Source organism: Streptomyces sp. NPDC056161 (genome assembly GCF_042268025.1).
GTDB lineage: Bacteria > Actinomycetota > Actinomycetes > Streptomycetales > Streptomycetaceae > Streptomyces.
In genome coordinates, this window is record NZ_JBHJUV010000051.1 from 1 (window position 1) to 15606 (window position 15606).

Here is a 15606-nt window from a genome sequence, read left to right on the forward strand (position 1 = left end):
CACCCCCCAGGTCATCCCTTCGACAGGGGGCAGACAGCCATACCGGGCCCGGAGGCCAGGCGCCCCATTGCGGGGCCACGAGAAAGGTAACGGGGGGGGGGAGGCGGCGGCCTGGCAGGAGGGCGTGTCGGTGCGTCAATTTGACGGCTCCGTCCCGGAGTCGGTGGTGGGCCCGGTCAACGGTGTGACTCGGGTGGTGTGAGTTATCGGCGGCCGACGGAGAATCGGCCGTCGAAGGGCACCGACCGGGTCTTGCTTCTCGTAGCCGAGGTGGGTGGTCGGTGATCTCGCCTTCGAGGGCGGACTCCGGCACGCGTTCCGTCACATGCGGGAGCAGCCCGCCCTCGCCTGTCTGCTGCCACTCGCTCGCGCGGGCCCCGTCGACCAACTGCCCGATCAAAACTGCTCGTCCAGCTCATCCCGCCAACTCGGCCGGCCGGACATCTTCAACCGTCTCAGCCGCGACAGTCATGTCGCTCATCAGGTGCTACTTCCATGATCGAGAGTTACACCGAAGACCGTACAGATCCACCACACAGGGGGCGCCGTCCCGGCGCGGCATGCACCGCACTCGGGTCCCGCAGCTCCTCGTCCGAGTAGTCGGCGAGAGCAGCGACGAAGCCGAGCGGAAGGTTGGAGGAGAGCCGATATGCCAACGACAATATACAGTCTAGCTGCAGGTTCTGGCACGGTGGGGCCAGGGAGGCCCATAAGGAGGCGTGGATGGCAGAAGCGCGAGACAGCGGCCCGACGGGGTATCCGACGAGTCCAACGATGATCATGATCCTACAGGCGCGATCTTTGGAAGTGCGAGTCGAGGAGGGGCTGAAGGCGATGGGCCTGTCCCTGCGCCGACTGGGTCTCCTCGGGCATCTGCGGGCGGATCCAGGAATTTCGTTCAGCGCGCTGGCACGGCGTGCAGGCATCAAAGTGCAGAGCCTGCACCCGATTGTCGAAGCGCTGATCGCCGAGGGCTATGTCGACACGGTCGGCGGAGTGGGCCAAGGTCGTGCGGCGGTGATTGAGTTGACGGACCAAGGCGTCGAAGCGATAGAACGCGCGAACCAGCTCCTCGCCGAGTACGACCGTGACGTGTTCGCCGAGGACGAGTGGAAGGATCTCGGTGGTGCCCTGACTCGGCTCGCAGAGGCACTGTGGCGTCAGCGCGTCGCGTCGTCTCGATCAGGAAACAAGTAGGCCCCTCATCGTCCGACGCCACTTCCCCTCGGACACCACAGCCCCATCGCCTACGGGCACCCCGAACAACAGCAACTACGCCGGCCGAAGCCGCATTGGCGTGGGGGGTGGAGTTGTCGATGTCGATGTCGATGACGGTGGTGGCGGTGACGCCTCGGCCGCAGCGACGGATACAGGTGGGGTCCTTGATCTTGGCGGCGTGGCCGGTGATCAGGTGAGCGTGTCGGGCCAGGAACGCCTCGATGCGGACGCGGTCTCGGGGGTGCCGCGGTCGTGGCCGTAGAAGGGGCTGACCGGCTGCATGGGCAGGTGGGCGGGGGTGAGGGGCATTGCTGGTGTCCTTCCGTCAGGTCGCTGTGCAGGGCGCGCAGGTGGGTCAGGGCGTGGTGGAGCCCAGCCCCGAGCCGGCCGCGCCCTTCGTCCAACGGAAGATCCGTCGACTCCCGCAACTGCTGTGCGTACTCGACGCGTTGGCACCGCAGTCGGCGCAGGGGCGGCAGACCTGTCCGGGTCGGGAAGCGGCGGGTGAAGCCGCGCTCCGACATGCGCGCGTGCTGCGCCATCCGGGCCACGGTCAGCGGCTCGTGCAGTACAGACAGCAGTCACACGTGGCCGCCCGCCGCGCGGTCCGGCCGCCCGCCGCGCGGTCCGGCCGCCCGCCGCGCGGTCCGGCCGCCCGCCGAGCGACGCGGTGGTCACCTCGTACCCGGGCAGGGTGGCCGCCCGAACACCTGGAGCAGAATCCCCGCGTCCAGCGGCAGGACGGAGTCGAGGAGCCGGACGACGATGCGGTGTGGTCGTACCGCCGTGGGAGTCGTCGTGGCGGACATGGCAGAATGCTGGCGAATGATGGCATTCCTGCCTCTCGTGGGGGGCGGCCCCGCTCGGCCAGGGTGGAGCACATCCACTCCCGCCCGTTCGAGGAGAGCATCCGCGTGTCCCCCCGCCCCTCGCGCTCGGCCGCCGACCTGGCCCGGCTGGTCGCGTCGCAGACGGTCTACTACGGAGCGGTGAGCGTCGACCTGACCCTCACCTCTCTCGCCGGACTCCGTCTGGCGCCCACTCCGCTCCTGGCCACCCTGCCGCTCACCTTGATCACCGGCTTCGGCCTGCTCGCCTCGGTCGCGGCGGGGCTCCTGACGGCCCGCTACGGCTACCGCGCGGTGATGGCGATGGGCGGCGGCTGTGCGGTCGTCGGCGGGCTGCTGTCGATGATGGCCGTGTACACGGACGCCTTCTGGCTGCTGTGCCTCGCCACGTCGCTGCTCGGCGCGTACCGCTCCACCGGTGGCTACATCCGCTACCTGGCAGCCGACCTCGCGCCCGACGGCCGCAAGGAGCGCTCGCTGTCGATCGTCATGTACGGCGGCCTCATCGCGGCGTTCCTCGGACCGTTCGCCGCGCTGGCAGCCTCGCGTGCCTTCGCGGTCGAGTTCATCGGGTCGTACGCGCTGGTCGCGCTCCTCGGACTGGTGGCGGTGCCGCTGGCGCTCACCGTCTCACGCGAGCCCAGGGCCGCGGCCCCGGCCGGTGCGAACGCCGGGGGAGGGGACGACGCAGCCGGGCCGGCCACCTTCCGCGAGGGCCGGGGCAACCCGAACTTCGTGGCGGCGCTCGTCCTGCTGCCGCTTTCAGGCGCCCTGATGACGCTGGTCATGGCGATCGGGCCGCTGGCCAACGCGCACGCCCACCACTCGGCGGAGCTGGGGGCCGCATTGATCCAGTGGCACCTGGTCGGGATGTTCGCCCCGGCACTGATCAGTGGCGAGCTGATGCGCAGGATCGGCCCCTGGCACACCGCGCTCACCGGCATCGGGATCACGCTGCTCGGCGGGGTCGCGGGGGCCTCCGGCGACGGCGCGACCGCCATGATGACGGCGATGATCTGCGCGGGCGTGGGCTGGAACTTCACGTACCTGGCCGGAACGGCGTTCCTGGTGCGCAGCTACGCGACCGGCCGGGGCTCGCGCCTCCAGGCGGTCGTGGAGGGCGCCACCGGCGCCGCGTCCGTCGTCGCGTCCCTGCTGTCGGCCACCGCGTTCGACACCCTGGGGTGGCGGATGTCGAGCGTGCTGGTGCTCGCCGTCGCCGGGCCGCTGCTGGTGTGGCAGCGGCGATACGGAAGGCGGAACGCGACGGCGGCGGACGCGCTCGACCTGTCCGTGGCGGGCGCGCGCCCGGCGGCCGAGAATGCCTGAGGACCGATCGACCCTGTACGGGAGTCACGATCGATCCGAAGTCGCCATTCTCGCCGATGTACCGCGAAGGCGACGGCCCGTGCCTCGGCCGGCCGCCCCTTAAGTGGCCGGCTCCAGAGCGGAGTTGGCCGGGTGGTCGTGTTCGTGGTCGATCGGGCTGCGGCACCCGTACACGCTGTGCAGTCGGCGGGTGTTGTAAAGTCCGGTGATCCACGTGGCGACCTTCAGCCGGGCCTCGGTACGGGTGGCGAAGGTGTGCCGGTGGACGTATTCGACCCTGAGGACGCTGTTGAACGCCTCGCTGAGAGCGATGTCGAAGCACGAGCCGACGCGTCCCGTGGACTGGGTCACGCCGAGGCGGCGGCAGGCTCGCTTGAAGCGCCGGGAGACATGCGTCGAAGATGCGCCTGATGGCCTCGGCAGGCTGTCCGCGCCGCACCTCGCGAGCGGTGACAGGCTTGCCCTTCCACTCATAGAACCCCGACTCGCTCACGCCCAGGACGCGGCAGGACACGGTGTGCGCAATGTCCTGCTCGGCCTTGCAGTCGCTGATCACCCCGGCCAGCCGGGCCGGGTCCGCGGCAGCTTGATCATGGTACGCACAGCACCCTCATGGAACTCGGCGTCGTACTTCTGCTGCTTGCACCCCATGAACCTCTGCTTCCCCCGCTATCACGGACTCCGGTACGAAGGGACCCTCACCTCACCTGCGATCCCGGTGAGGACCTCGCCCGACGGTCGCGGCGCCCTGCCCTGCTCGAACCGCTGTGTCGCCTGCCTCGGCGCAGCTCCGCTCGATGGCACCAGGCGCTTAGTACGATAATGGAGTAAAAAGAGTGATTCATAATTTAATTTCACAAAGGGTGATCGGCGCTAGGAAGAGGGTTTCTGTGTCGGGGTCTCGGGGTGGACAGTGAGCCGGCTGAGCAGCGAAGAAGTTCTGCGAGATCCGGGGCGGCTCGCGGCCGTGGAGTCGGTTCGTGCGGTCGACGGCCTGGCCGAGGATGCCTTCGACCGGACGGCGCGGCTGGCCCTCCGGCTGCTGGACGGCGCAGGAGCGCTGATCAGTGTGGTCGGTGACGGCGGCCAGACGCTCAGGTACCGGGCCGTACAGGCCGGGCTCGGGGAAAGGGGCTGGGAGCGCGCCGTCGGCTCGAAGCTGTGTGCCGAGGCAGTGGTCTCGGGGCGTCCAGTCGTGATCGACGACATGCACGACCATCCCGCACATGCCGACCCCGCGGTCGCCGGCAGCGGTGTGAGAGCTTGCCTGGGGGCGCCGCTGCTGCTGGGCGAGCAGCCGATCGGCGCGCTGTGGGTCGTCGACATCCGACCCCGGATCTGGGACCAGGAGGAGTGGCGCTCCCTCGAACGGCTTGCCGTATCGCTGATGAACGAGATTCGGCTGCAGCTGTACATAACCGAACGCAACCGGCTGTACGAGCAGGCCGCAGCGGCTGCCGCGGCTGAGCGCCGACGCTCGCGGCAGTTGCAGGACCAGGCCCGCGCCAGCGTGCAGATCAACGCCGCGCCCTCGCTGGAGCAGGCGCTGCAGGCGGTCACCGACCATGCCCGGGAGCTGGTCGGTGCGCATCAGTCCCTGACCAGCTTCACCACCGACCCGGTTCGCAACTATGCGATGTCCGCCCTGTCGCTCTCGGACAAGTACGCCGCTTGGCGCCATACGAAGGTCCCCGCGCAGGGAGAGGGGATCTTTCTCCTGGTGTGTCAGAACAACCGTGCGATGCGGATGACTCAAGAAGAGCTTGAAGCCCATCCGGCCTGGCGCGGCTTCGGTTCGTATGCGGGGAAACACCTGCCGATGCGCGGCTGGCTGGCCGTGCCGCTGATCGCTTCCGACGGTCAGAACCTCGGTCTGATCCAGCTCTCCGACAAGGAGGACGGCGGCGAGTTCACTGCCGACGACGAGGCGGTCCTCACCCAGCTCGCCCAACTGGCGTCCGCGAGTATCGAGCGGGCTGCCAACCTGGAGAGCCAGTATGAGATCGCCCGCACCCTCCAGCGGAATCTGCTGCCGCGAAGCCTTCCGAAGCAGTCGGCGGTGGCGTTCGCCTCGCGCTATCTGCCCGCGACATCCCGGGCCGGGGTGGGCGGTGACTGGTTCGACGTGATCGGTTTGTCCGGCGGCCGGGTCGCGCTGGTGGTCGGCGACGTGGTCGGGCACGGCATACACGCTTCCGCGGCCATGGGGAGGCTGCGGACAGCCATACGCACCCTCGCCGATGTCGATCCCACCCCCGACGAACTGCTCACCCGGCTCGACGACATGGTCATCCAGATGTCCGCGGAGTCCGGTGCCGACGCACCCGACCAGAGGGCGAGCGCATCGTCGGCGATATCGCGGGCCGGCCTCGAAACCGTCGACGCGGGGCGCGATGTCGAGGCGAACGTCGGTGCCACCTGTCTGTACGCGGTTTACGACCCGGTGTCCGGGCGCTGCTCGATGGCCCGCGCCGGGCATCCGCCACCCTTCTTCGTCGCCCCGGACGGAACCGCCGCCTTCCTCGATCTGCCGGCCGGACCGCCACTCGGCCTCGGCGGCCTGCCCTTCGAGTCGGTCGACGTGGAGCTGCCGGAAGGCAGCCTGCTCGCCCTCTACACCGATGGGCTGGTGGAGTCCCGGGAGCGCGACCTGGACGTCGGGCTGGAAATCCTGCGCGGTGTGCTGACCGAGCCCGTCGACTCACTGGAACGGTTGTGCGACCGCACCGTACAGGCGCTGCTGCCCGATCCACCTGCCGACGACGCGGCTCTGTTGCTGGTCCGGTCCCACACTCTGGACGACGAACGGGTCGCCAGCTGGGACGTGCCCGCAGATCCGGCCGCAGTGGCCGGAATCCGTACCGAGGCCGTCCGAACGCTCGTGGCATGGGGTCTTGAGGAGCTTGAGTTCGTCACCGAGCTGGTGGTGAGCGAGCTGGTCACCAACGCGATCCGCTACGGCAGCCCACCGATCCAGCTGCGGCTGATCCACGACCGCACGCTGATCTGCGAGGTCTCCGACAGCAACAGCACCGCACCGCACCTGCGGCGGGCGCGGATCTTCGACGAGAACGGCCGCGGACTGCTGCTCATCGCCCAACTGACCCAACGGTGGGGCACCCGGCAGACCACCACCGGCAAGACCATCTGGTGCGAGCAGGCCCTGCCCGCGACCAGCGAGCCGTCGCCGAAGGCCCACGCCGCCTACGCACGTCGAGCCTGACAGCGTGGCGTTGTCAGGCTCGACATGCGGAGCCAGGGAGGTTCGACATGCGGAGCCAGGCAGCGGTCAGGTGTTGATGACGCCGACGCCGGGGCGGGCGTTCTCGTCCGATCCCGCCTGCGAGCTCGATGCTGCACGCTGCTCCAACAGGTGGGACACCGCGTTTCGGAGCTCGGTGTCGGGCTCGGCCATGAAGCGTGTGCGCAGGGCCACGATTTCGGGGCCGGCGCTCTCGGGCGATCCGGCGTTGAGCGGCGGCTCGGGGTCGTATTCCATGACGAGCTGCGCGAACTCGGCGGCCTTCTCGCCCAGGGTGTGAGCGACGATGGTGAGCCCGAAATCGATTCCTGCGGTCACACCGCCACCTGAGAACCTGTTGCGGTCGATGCACACACGTTCCGTCGACACTTCGACGCCCATCCGTGCCAGCTGGTCCCTGGACGCCCAGTGCGTGGCCACGCGGTAACCGTCGAGGAGTCCGGCTGCCGCAAGGACGAGCGGGCCATTGCACACCGCCGTGATGTACGAGGCAGTCGCACCGCGATCCGACAGCCATGCGATGGTGGCCGGGTCGAGCATCGGCTTGTACACCATCCCGCCACCCGGAACGAACAGGATGTCGAGCCGCTCAGGGCAGTCATCGAAGGTGGTCGTGGGAGCGATGGTCATGCCGCCGTCGTCCGAGACGACAGGGTCGAGGGTCTCGGCCACGAGGTGGACCTTCATGCCCGCCAGTACAAAAGTGGTGTACGGGCCAACAAGGTCGAGTGCGGTGTGCCCCTCGTAGAGAAGGATGCCGACTTCCAGTGGCTGCGCATCGCCTGTCAGGTGAGCAGGCCAGTCCGTCGCGTGGTCCGTCATTGTGAAGCCTCCGAGATTCAAACGCTTGTAGCGTTTCTGCCGTGACGCTGTGAGGTCCCCGGGCTGGCGTACTCCCCACGCGGGTTCGATCCACCGCGTCGTCCGCCGACAACTGGAGCCTGCCTCATCCGCAAGTTACAGTCAAACTGAAACCCTCGTGATCGAATGAGATACCGTGACCGTCCCGCCCCAGCCCGCCAGCACCGCCTTCCTGCTCGCAGCCCTCGGCAGGCGCGTGCGCAGCGACGTCGAACACGCACTGAAACCGACCGGCTACACCCTGCGCCACCTCGCCGCGCTCGGGCATCTGCGTCGCGAACCCGGCCTGTCCTACAGCGAGTTGGGGCGCCGGGCAGGGATCACCGCCCAGAGCGCTCAGGCCACCGTCCGTCACCTTGAGGAAAGGGGGGCCGTCGAGCGGCGCACCGAAGCAGGTCGCGGCCGCACCGCCGAACTCCACGTCACCGAACACGGCATGCGACTGCTCGCCGCCGGCCAGGACGCCTACGCCGCGGCCGACGCGGGCCTACAGGACGTACTCGGTCCTGACGCCTGCCGCGATCTCACCGCTCTGCTGCTCCAGGCGCTCTCCGCTCGCGCCGACTGACCCTGCGCGCGACAGGCGGCGAGCCGTCACCATGGCGCTTTGTGGTTGAGGCGAAGCACTCGGGCTGCTCAGAGTCATCTCAGGGACAGTGCCGTGGGTGCAGGGCATCGGCGGTGACCACAGCGCCGGTGAGGTCGATGGTGTCCAGGAGGGGGGCGAAGGCGGGGATCTCGTTGCTTTTGTCGGCGGCCTGGCGCTGGGCGAGGCCGGTGCCGGTGTGGTCCATCGCGGCGAGCGGGGTGACGTACGTGGTGGTGGCGGTGCGCGAACCGCGCAGGGCTTTGCCGTCGACCGCGATCGCCTGCGGTCCGGGGCCGCGCGGGCGGCAGGGAACGCTCCGATCGCCCGGTCCAGGGCGTCGCCGTCGAGCTGGACGAGAGGGCGTCGCAGGGGGTGTGGAACACAGACCGCGCCGGTCCGCGGGTTGATGGGGAAACCGAGAACCGGCGAACCGGAACGCCCCGTGTGTCTGCTCGCCGGTGACGGGTTACCGGCTATCGGCTTGGCACTTCATGGGATGGGATGAGGGGTTCACCGTCAGGTTTCATGACGTACCAATTGCCGTCGTTCAGAAAGACGTCCTGTCCGCTGTGTTCGCCAGCTGTCGTATCGGCAGCGTATCGGTAGAGCGGCCAGCCGTGGTAGGTAACGACGTTACCGCTGGGGGATTTGGGTAGAGTACCCAATTGGCCTGCGTCAACGCCGGCACCAGCAGCCGGGGACGCGCCGTCGGTAAAAGTGGCCGAGAATCGCCACGCAATATGTTTCCATGGAAACAGTCGTGAGTTGGACGAAGGGCTGGCCATTTCGGGAGCCTCAGAGTCTAAGGAGTGGATCGACAGCTACTGCGGCGAACAGCAATGCGAGATACGTATTTGATGCTGCAAACATTCGCATGGGTCGAGGCGAGGCTGCCGCTCTACGGGCGGCAATCTGAAACCGAAGGGCCTCCCATACGAACCATCCCCCACCGGCTACGGCTATTGTTGAATAAATCCAATTCATTCCGGCAATGGGGATGAGGAGAACGGAGGTTATGGTGGTCGCGGCAGCGTATGCAGTTACTCTCCTGGCCACGTGCTCGATTCCTCGTATCGCACCGAGCATTGGGACGTTGACACGACGGTAGTCCTCGCCGTACTTGACGGACAGAGGCCAATAGTGTGCCGGGGTCCAAAAGAAAATCACGAGAAAAAGCGTTACCGCCGCCCACGACACGGTCCCTGTCTCTGATGCCCAGCCAATGACTACGGGGAAGCAGCCGGCGATTCCGCCCCACACGATGTTTTGCTCGGTGCGGCGCTTGAGGATCATTGTGTACACGACGACATACCATAGGATCGCGCAGACAGACAGTGCGGCGGCCAGGTAATTCACCAGGCAACAGAACCAGACCGTCGAGGCGACTGCCAGGAGCCAGGCGAAGATCAGGCCGGATCGCGGTGTCACCTCTCCGGTTACCAAAGGGCGGCCAGATGTGCGTTTCATCCGGGCATCCATGTCGCGGTCCAGGTACATATTGAAGGCCGAGGCGCTGCCTGAGCTCGCCGCTCCACCGATGAGCGTCACCACGACGAGCGACAAATTTGGCAAGCCGCCATGAGCCAGAACCATGGTCGGCGCAGTCGCGACAAGCAGGAGTTCCATAACTCGCGGCTTTGTCATGACAACGTAGGCACGGACGCGTAGAAATATCCTGTATGCAATTGCGGCTGACGCATCGCGGGCGAGATGGGATGCGAGTGGTTTGCCCCGGTCTTCTGCTTTCCTGACCTCCGTTGGCACACCATTTTGTCGAGTCTCTCCGCCGCTCACAACGGCCTACCTTTCCGGCGTAGGGCAGTAAGCCTCGCGGCTGCTCCCGCATCGGCTCTCGATCTGCGCCACTTGCAGTCTAGCTGTAGGTGAGTCGCTTGTTGTAGTCCGGCTGCTGCGGCAGGTAGGGGAGCAGATGCCGCAGACGGGAACGTGCATGCCGGAACCACTTGGCCTGGGATGGGAAGCCGAGCACGGCCTGCACCATGGCGAGGGTGACCAGTTCAGCGTCGCTCAGGAGCGGTGCAATCCCGATCCACGGGCGCCCAGGGCGCCAAGTCCGGACGCTGCTTCAGTAGGCCATCGGGTGTCGCATGGAGTGAGCTGGACTGGTCGGGCTGCGCGATCGACTCCGTCAGCCTCCGGGCGACAGAAGGGGGTCACTGACCGGACCGAATCCGACCGACCGTGGCGAGCCAGGATCGAAAATCCACTTCACACCGATCGGAATAGCGTGCCGCTGTCCCTGGGCATCTCCGGAGCCGACATGTACGACAGTCTCGGCCCGCAGCCGCTCGTGTGCGGGATCCCGCCCGTCCGCTCCGCCGCGGACGCAGCCGTCGACGTACGGCCAAGCTCCATGCCGACAAGGGCTACGACTACGACCACCTGCGGAAATGGCTTCGTGAGCGTCGCATCCGTCACCGCATAGCCCGCAACGGCATCGAGTCGTCCACTCGGCTCGGCCGCCACCGCTGGGTCGTCGAACGGAGGGTGTCCTGGCTGGCGGGATACAGCCGTCTGCTCCGCCGCTACGAACGCAGGGCCGAGCGCTTTCTGGCCTTCGTCGGCATGGTCGCAACCCTCGCCACCCATCGTCGACCCACCAAGTGAAACGACGTCTTCAGCCCGCTGCCTGTGGATCTGACGACGCTGACGGCACGGTGCGGAGCTGCTCAGGTCGCTCACGCGCCAAGTAGCTCGTACAGCTCGTAGAGCTCAATTCGCCGACCTGTAAAGAACGGTGTTTCTTCACGCACATGCAACCGTGCCCGTGTGGCGCGGAGTGTCCGCATCATGTCCACGAGGTCAATCGGATCGTCAGCTTCAAGCGGAAGGATCCACTCGTAGTCGCCGAGGGCAAACGCCGAGACCGTGTTCGTCAGAACCGAGCGGTACGCCGCCCCGGCACGACCATGCTCGGCAAGGAGGTCACGTCGCTCTTCCTCAGGAAGCAAGTACCACTCGTAACTCCGGTTGAACGGGTACACAGTGAGCCACTTGGCGGGCGCGACACCCCTTATGAAGGCTGGTACATGGTTCGGATTGAACTCGGCCTCGCGATGGACCCCCATCGCGTGCCATACCGGCTTCAGTCCCGTGAACACCCGCTCGTGCCGCAGTACGCGCGCAGCCGACTGCAGTCGTTCCGGGTCTGCCCCGTGCAGCCAGATCATCAAGTCGGCTCCAGCTCGCAGACCTGATACGTCATACATGCCTCGCAGGACCACGCCGTCCGAGGAGACGGCGTCCAGGACAGACGAAAGGCTGCCAATCGCCCTCTCGTCAACCACGGGGCGGTCGTCCCCGACGCTGTAGACGTTCCACAGTGTGAAGGCGGGCCCAGCTGTTTCGTTGTCGCTCACGAGAATCTCCTTAGTCCAGGTGAGGGGGCGCCGGCTGCCCGGTGTCGGCGGTGGTCTCTGGCGGTACCACTTCGAGGCGCGCGCAGCGGGAGGACGGGAAGCAGGCGCCTCAGGTGTGCCTGCGTCCGGACGTCAACCTACAGCATGCCTGAAAGTATCCCTCTGGGTGGCCTCCGGTGCTGCGGGAGGTGCTATGTTTCAGGCGGGCTGCAAGTTGCGCAGGGGTGGCGCCTGAGCATCGGGAACGCCGTCATCCCTTGCGGTCAGCCTCATCGGGTCAACCCCCGGAGTACGGCAAGCGTTTCTCACTTCACACCGGAAACCGACTTCCCGCGGAAATTTCGGTGGTCTGAGTAATAGGAGCGGCAATGTTCATCGTGCGCAACGTTCGATCCGCAAGGCGCGTCGAATCATGACCAAGACCCTTCTTTCCCTCCATGTCCTGGCTGCCATCATCGCGATCGGCCCCGTATCCGTTGCTGCCAGTATGTTCCCGCCAACTGCCCGCCGCGCCGGGGCTGGTGAGTCGGTCGCTTCCGCAGCGGCTACAGCCCAACTCCTTCACCGCATCTGCCGGGTCTACGCCGGTCTCGGGCTGGCTGTCCCGGTACTGGGGTTCGCCACTGCCTCGTACATGGGCATACTCGGGAGCGGATGGTTGATCGCATCGATCATCTTGACCGCGGTGGCGGCCGGCCTCCTCGTCGTCCTCGTACTGCCCAGCCAGGAAAAGCTCCTCGGCCACATCAGTACCAACGCCACGATCGAGCGATCACACACTGCGCAACTGGCCATGTATACGGGCTTTTTCAACCTGTTGTGGGCGGCGGTCACCGTCTTGATGGTCGTCCGTCCCGGCTCCACTACAGGGGCATGAACATGGACCGCAATCGCACCCCTCTGCGTGGGCAGTTCGTGAGTCTTTGATTTGTTCTGTGGTCGCCTGATGGTGTGGGTAAGGGGCGGAATCCGCAGGTTCGTGCTGCGGGTCTGCTGGGGTTGGCGGCGGGAGTGAACGGAAGCCGTATCCCAGGCGACGGTGGTACGGATCGCGCCGCGGCTGACCCCGTGGTCGCGGGCGAGGGCCGCGATGGAGCGGCCTTCCAGGTGCGCAGTGCGTACGTCGTCGGTCTTCCCCGCCGCCACGGCGGGGCGGCGCCCGCCCTTCGCACCCTTGGCCTCGGCGGCCCGCAGCCCGTCGTAGGTCAGCTCGCGCTGGAGGTCGCGCTGGAGTTCGCTGACGGCGGCGAGGGTCTGCACCATGAACTTCACGGTGGACAGCAGCTCGCCGGTGCGCGGGTGGCGGGCGGTGAGGTCCATCGCGGAGAACGCGCCGTCGTGGATGCGCGGGCGAGACGGTCGCGGTGCAGGACGTCGAGCACGTCGAGGATGTGCTGGTTGCCGCGCACGAGGCGGAACATCTCGGAGATGTGCACGGTGTCGTCCGGCCGCGCGTAGGTGAGCAGTTCGCCGAACTTCGGCCGCTGGAGCGGGTGGAGGCGGCTGGAGGTGCCCGGGTCTTCCTCGAAGACGACCGGGGACGCGCCGCCTGCCTGTCGTCAAACGATCGTTTGACGACGGCTACGGGGCCCTGCACGCTCGCGGCTCCGCGAACCCCCTCCAGCGCTGGGCGGCGGCGTACGAATTCCAGCCCTTGGATCAGGCTGGTCGATCGGAGGCGTACCGGGCGAGCGTGGTCTCCACCGCCTGCTCGACGGCGTAGCGGATGTCAGAGGCTGAGGGGTCCCAGTCGGTCAGCAGCATGCGGGGCCACAGGACGTAGTTGGCGATCATCCCGAGGAACTGGTTGGCGGCGCTCTCGGCGTCCGGGACGTCGGCGTTGCCGGCCTCGTGCTCCGACTCCAGGTAGTGCTGGACCGAGGTGAAGTAGGGCAGCTTGCCGAGCTGGAACTGCATCTGCCCCAGTTCGGGGAAGCGGGGCAGCTCGGCAATGACGATGCGGAACAGGGCCGTCATACCGGGCCGGCCGATCAGGTCGGCGTAGCGGTGGCCGATGGAGGTCAGGCCGCAACGCAGGTCTCCGGCCTGAGGCCGCGCGACAGTGTCCGCGGTGTCACGCTGCCAGGACTCGGTGACGATGGCCTCGAAGAGGGCTGCCTTGGTGGGGAACTGCTTGAACAGGGTGGACTTCGAGACGGCCGCCCCTTCGGCGATGCGGGCGAGAGAGGTTCCGTCGTAGCCGCGGTTCAGGAAGAGGTCCGTGGCTGCGGAGATGATCGCCTCACGCTTCTGCTGGGCGAGACGGCGGTGGTGTGCGGAGAGCTCTGCTGCCATGCGTGCAGTATGCACCAGATCTGAGGCGAGTCACTTGACTCGCCTCTTTTGGTGTGCCTACGCTGCGATGGAAAGGCGAGTCAGTCGACTCGCATCTGATGGTGGTGCCCGATGTCTCTCTGGTGCCGTGCGATGAGGGAGCAGCTGATGACAGCCGACAGGATCGCTTTGGTGACCGGTGCGAACCGTGGCCTGGGCCGGAGTACAGCTCTCGCGCTGGCGGCGCGCGGGGTGCGGGTCGTGGTCACTCATCGCGGTGATGTGGCTGGGGTCGAGGAGACGGCACGGCACGTGCACGCCGCGGGTGGGACTGCCGCTGTCATGCGTCTCGATATCAGCGACATCTCCTCTTTCGGAGCCCTCACTTCCGAGCTGAGCGCACTGCTTGAACGCTGGGGGGCCTCGCGGCTCGATATCGTGGTCAACAACGCGGGGGTTGGCGTTTTCGGTCCGCTGGAAGCTGTCACGGCCGACGACTTCGACACGGTGTTCGGCACGAACGTGCGGGGCACGTTCTTCCTCATCCAGTCGCTTGTGCCGCTGCTGGCGCAGGGCGCCCGGGTCATCAACGTCTCGTCGTCGTTGACTCGCCACACCAGTCCCGCGACGTCGGTCTACTCCGCTTCGAAGGCCGCCGTCGAGGCTCTGAGCCGCACTCTGGCCGCAGAGCTTGGCCCCCGAGGTATCCGGGTCAACTCCATTGCCCCGGGGCCGACCGCCACCGACTTCAACGGCGGTGCCATGCGGGATGACGTCGGTATGCGCCAGGGTCTGGCCGGGCAGACCGCGCTCGGCCGTGTCGGCGAACCCGAGGAGATCGGCGACGCCATCGCCACGCTGGCGTCGGAGGGCCTGCGCTGGATGACGGCCCAGCGCATCGAGGTCTCCGGCGGCGTCCTCCTCTGACCGACCGGGCGAGCCTGTCCCGGGCCGAGCCGGATTCATTCCGCGCCGGTCTCGTCCTCGTCCAGCTCTGGGGCATCCGGGTCGCGCAGTGGGCGCAGGGCGCCGACGGCCGGGGTCGAGGCGGTGAAGCTGTAGCGGCCGAGCCGGTTCAGGTTGCGGTGCTTGAGCGGGGGAGAGCCGGGCGATGTCCTCGTCCCGGATCTCGTGGCCCTCGACTTTCAGCTGGGCGATGGCGGCGTCGATGTAGCGGGTGGTCCAGAGCACGATGGCGTTGAGGACCAGGCCGAGCGCGCCGAGCTGGTCCTCCATGCCATCGCGGTACGCCTGGTGGATGGTGCCGCGCTTGCCGTGGCACACGTCCCTCGCCAGCTTGCGGCGGGACTCCTGCACGGTGAGCTGCCGGTTCATCTGCCGCCGGTAGGTGTCGTCCACCGGGTCGACGACCCGCAGCAGGTGCTCGGTCTTCGCGATCCGCCCGTACTCCGCGAACGCCGCCCCGAGCGGGGTCGGGCGGCTGTCGCGGCCGAACATGCGCAGCAGGTCGTAGGCGCGGACCTGGTTGGTGACCAGGGAACCGGCGACCTTCAGCATGTCCGGCCAGTGCGTGATCACCTTGTTCAGGTTCACTCGGTTGCGGGCCGGGTCCTCCACCGGGCCGTACGTGCCGGTCTCGACGCCGGGCATGGTGGCCCGCCAGAACCGCTGGTCGTCCAGGTCGCGGAACCGTGGGCTGAAGTTGTAGCCGAGGATCTTGAACAGGCCGAACACCATGTCGGAGTACGAGGCGTTGTCGGTCGCCACCATCTCCGGCTTCACCCCGCCGTCGAGGTTCAGCAGGGCGTCCAGGATGTGCAGGGTTCCCATGACGTGGGGTCAGTTCCGTGGCCGTCCCTGGCAGGGACGGATCCGCGGAGAACA

Annotated in this window: 15 protein-coding genes and 2 pseudogenes; 7 read left to right on the forward strand and 10 right to left on the reverse strand. The window is 67.2% G+C overall.

The features are described from left to right. Positions 1-723: 723 nt before the first annotated feature. Positions 724-1197 carry a MarR family winged helix-turn-helix transcriptional regulator gene (locus ACFC09_RS34990; protein WP_376535099.1) on the forward strand — a complete coding sequence of 158 codons (474 nt, stop codon included), beginning with the start codon at positions 724-726 and terminating at the stop codon, positions 1195-1197. A 695-nt stretch (positions 1198-1892) separates the two neighbouring features. Here the strand turns inward: ACFC09_RS34990 and ACFC09_RS34995 are convergent. Next, a complete protein-coding gene (locus ACFC09_RS34995; protein WP_376535101.1) occupies positions 1893-2027 on the reverse strand; it encodes a hypothetical protein in 135 nt (44 codons plus the stop codon). A gap of 105 nt (positions 2028-2132) precedes the next feature. Here ACFC09_RS34995 and ACFC09_RS35000 point away from each other — a divergent pair, with 105 nt between their 5' ends. Beyond that, positions 2133-3395, forward strand: a complete 1263-nt coding sequence (locus ACFC09_RS35000) for an MFS transporter (protein ID WP_376535103.1) — start codon at positions 2133-2135, stop codon at positions 3393-3395. 99 nt (positions 3396-3494) lie between these two features. On the opposite strand, the gene ACFC09_RS35005 is transcribed toward ACFC09_RS35000, so the two are convergent. After that, positions 3495-3746, reverse strand: coding sequence for an integrase core domain-containing protein (locus ACFC09_RS35005; RefSeq protein ID WP_376535105.1), 252 nt, complete (start codon positions 3744-3746; stop codon positions 3495-3497). 616 nt (positions 3747-4362) lie between these two features. Here ACFC09_RS35005 and ACFC09_RS35010 point away from each other — a divergent pair. Continuing rightward, complete coding sequence (locus ACFC09_RS35010; RefSeq protein ID WP_376535107.1) at positions 4363-6618, forward strand: SpoIIE family protein phosphatase; 2256 nt, start codon at positions 4363-4365, stop codon at positions 6616-6618. Positions 6619-6684: 66 nt separating this feature from the next. On the opposite strand, the gene ACFC09_RS35015 is transcribed toward ACFC09_RS35010, so the two are convergent. Then, on the reverse strand, positions 6685-7479 hold the full coding sequence (locus ACFC09_RS35015; RefSeq protein ID WP_376535109.1) for a DJ-1/PfpI family protein: 795 nt from the start codon (positions 7477-7479) through the stop codon (positions 6685-6687). A 175-nt stretch (positions 7480-7654) separates the two neighbouring features. On the opposite strand from ACFC09_RS35015, the gene ACFC09_RS35020 reads away from it, so the two are divergent. Further along, the gene (locus ACFC09_RS35020) at positions 7655-8086 is read left to right on the forward strand and encodes a MarR family winged helix-turn-helix transcriptional regulator (RefSeq protein WP_376535111.1); all 432 of its coding nucleotides are present in this window, start codon (positions 7655-7657) and stop codon (positions 8084-8086) included. Positions 8087-8165: 79 nt separating this feature from the next. On the opposite strand, the gene ACFC09_RS35025 is transcribed toward ACFC09_RS35020, so the two are convergent. The 3 genes from ACFC09_RS35025 to ACFC09_RS35035 all read right to left on the reverse strand — a co-directional run bounded on the left by ACFC09_RS35025 (position 8166) and on the right by ACFC09_RS35035 (position 9901). After that, positions 8166-8312 carry a hypothetical protein gene (locus ACFC09_RS35025; RefSeq protein WP_376535113.1) on the reverse strand — a complete coding sequence of 49 codons (147 nt, stop codon included), beginning with the start codon at positions 8310-8312 and terminating at the stop codon, positions 8166-8168. A 268-nt stretch (positions 8313-8580) separates the two neighbouring features. Further along, on the reverse strand, positions 8581-8892 hold the full coding sequence (locus ACFC09_RS35030; RefSeq protein ID WP_376535115.1) for a hypothetical protein: 312 nt from the start codon (positions 8890-8892) through the stop codon (positions 8581-8583). A 10-nt stretch (positions 8893-8902) separates the two neighbouring features. Next, complete coding sequence (locus ACFC09_RS35035; RefSeq protein ID WP_376535117.1) at positions 8903-9901, reverse strand: heme o synthase; 999 nt, start codon at positions 9899-9901, stop codon at positions 8903-8905. 312 nt (positions 9902-10213) lie between these two features. Between ACFC09_RS35035 and ACFC09_RS35040 the strand changes: the two are divergent. Then, positions 10214-10735: pseudogene (locus tag ACFC09_RS35040) on the forward strand (IS5 family transposase); the annotation flags it as partial. A 71-nt stretch (positions 10736-10806) separates the two neighbouring features. Here ACFC09_RS35040 and hemQ read toward each other — a convergent pair. Next, complete coding sequence (hemQ, locus tag ACFC09_RS35045; RefSeq protein ID WP_376535119.1) at positions 10807-11487, reverse strand: hydrogen peroxide-dependent heme synthase; 681 nt, start codon at positions 11485-11487, stop codon at positions 10807-10809. 412 nt (positions 11488-11899) lie between these two features. Here hemQ and ACFC09_RS35050 point away from each other — a divergent pair, with 412 nt between their 5' ends. Then, on the forward strand, positions 11900-12364 hold the full coding sequence (locus ACFC09_RS35050; RefSeq protein WP_376535121.1) for a DUF2269 family protein: 465 nt from the start codon (positions 11900-11902) through the stop codon (positions 12362-12364). Positions 12365-12755: 391 nt separating this feature from the next. Here the strand turns inward: ACFC09_RS35050 and ACFC09_RS35055 are convergent, their stop codons facing one another. Next, entirely contained in the window at positions 12756-12953 is a 198-nt protein-coding gene (locus ACFC09_RS35055; protein ID WP_376535206.1) for a hypothetical protein, read from the reverse strand. A gap of 193 nt (positions 12954-13146) precedes the next feature. Beyond that, positions 13147-13782 carry a TetR/AcrR family transcriptional regulator gene (locus tag ACFC09_RS35060; protein ID WP_094792715.1) on the reverse strand — a complete coding sequence of 212 codons (636 nt, stop codon included), beginning with the start codon at positions 13780-13782 and terminating at the stop codon, positions 13147-13149. A gap of 147 nt (positions 13783-13929) precedes the next feature. On the opposite strand from ACFC09_RS35060, the gene ACFC09_RS35065 reads away from it, so the two are divergent. Further along, complete coding sequence (locus tag ACFC09_RS35065; RefSeq protein ID WP_376535124.1) at positions 13930-14688, forward strand: SDR family NAD(P)-dependent oxidoreductase; 759 nt, start codon at positions 13930-13932, stop codon at positions 14686-14688. Positions 14689-14723: 35 nt separating this feature from the next. Here ACFC09_RS35065 and ACFC09_RS35070 read toward each other — a convergent pair. After that, positions 14724-15555, reverse strand: a pseudogene (locus tag ACFC09_RS35070) (Tn3 family transposase); the annotation flags it as partial. Positions 15556-15606: the final 51 nt, after the last annotated feature.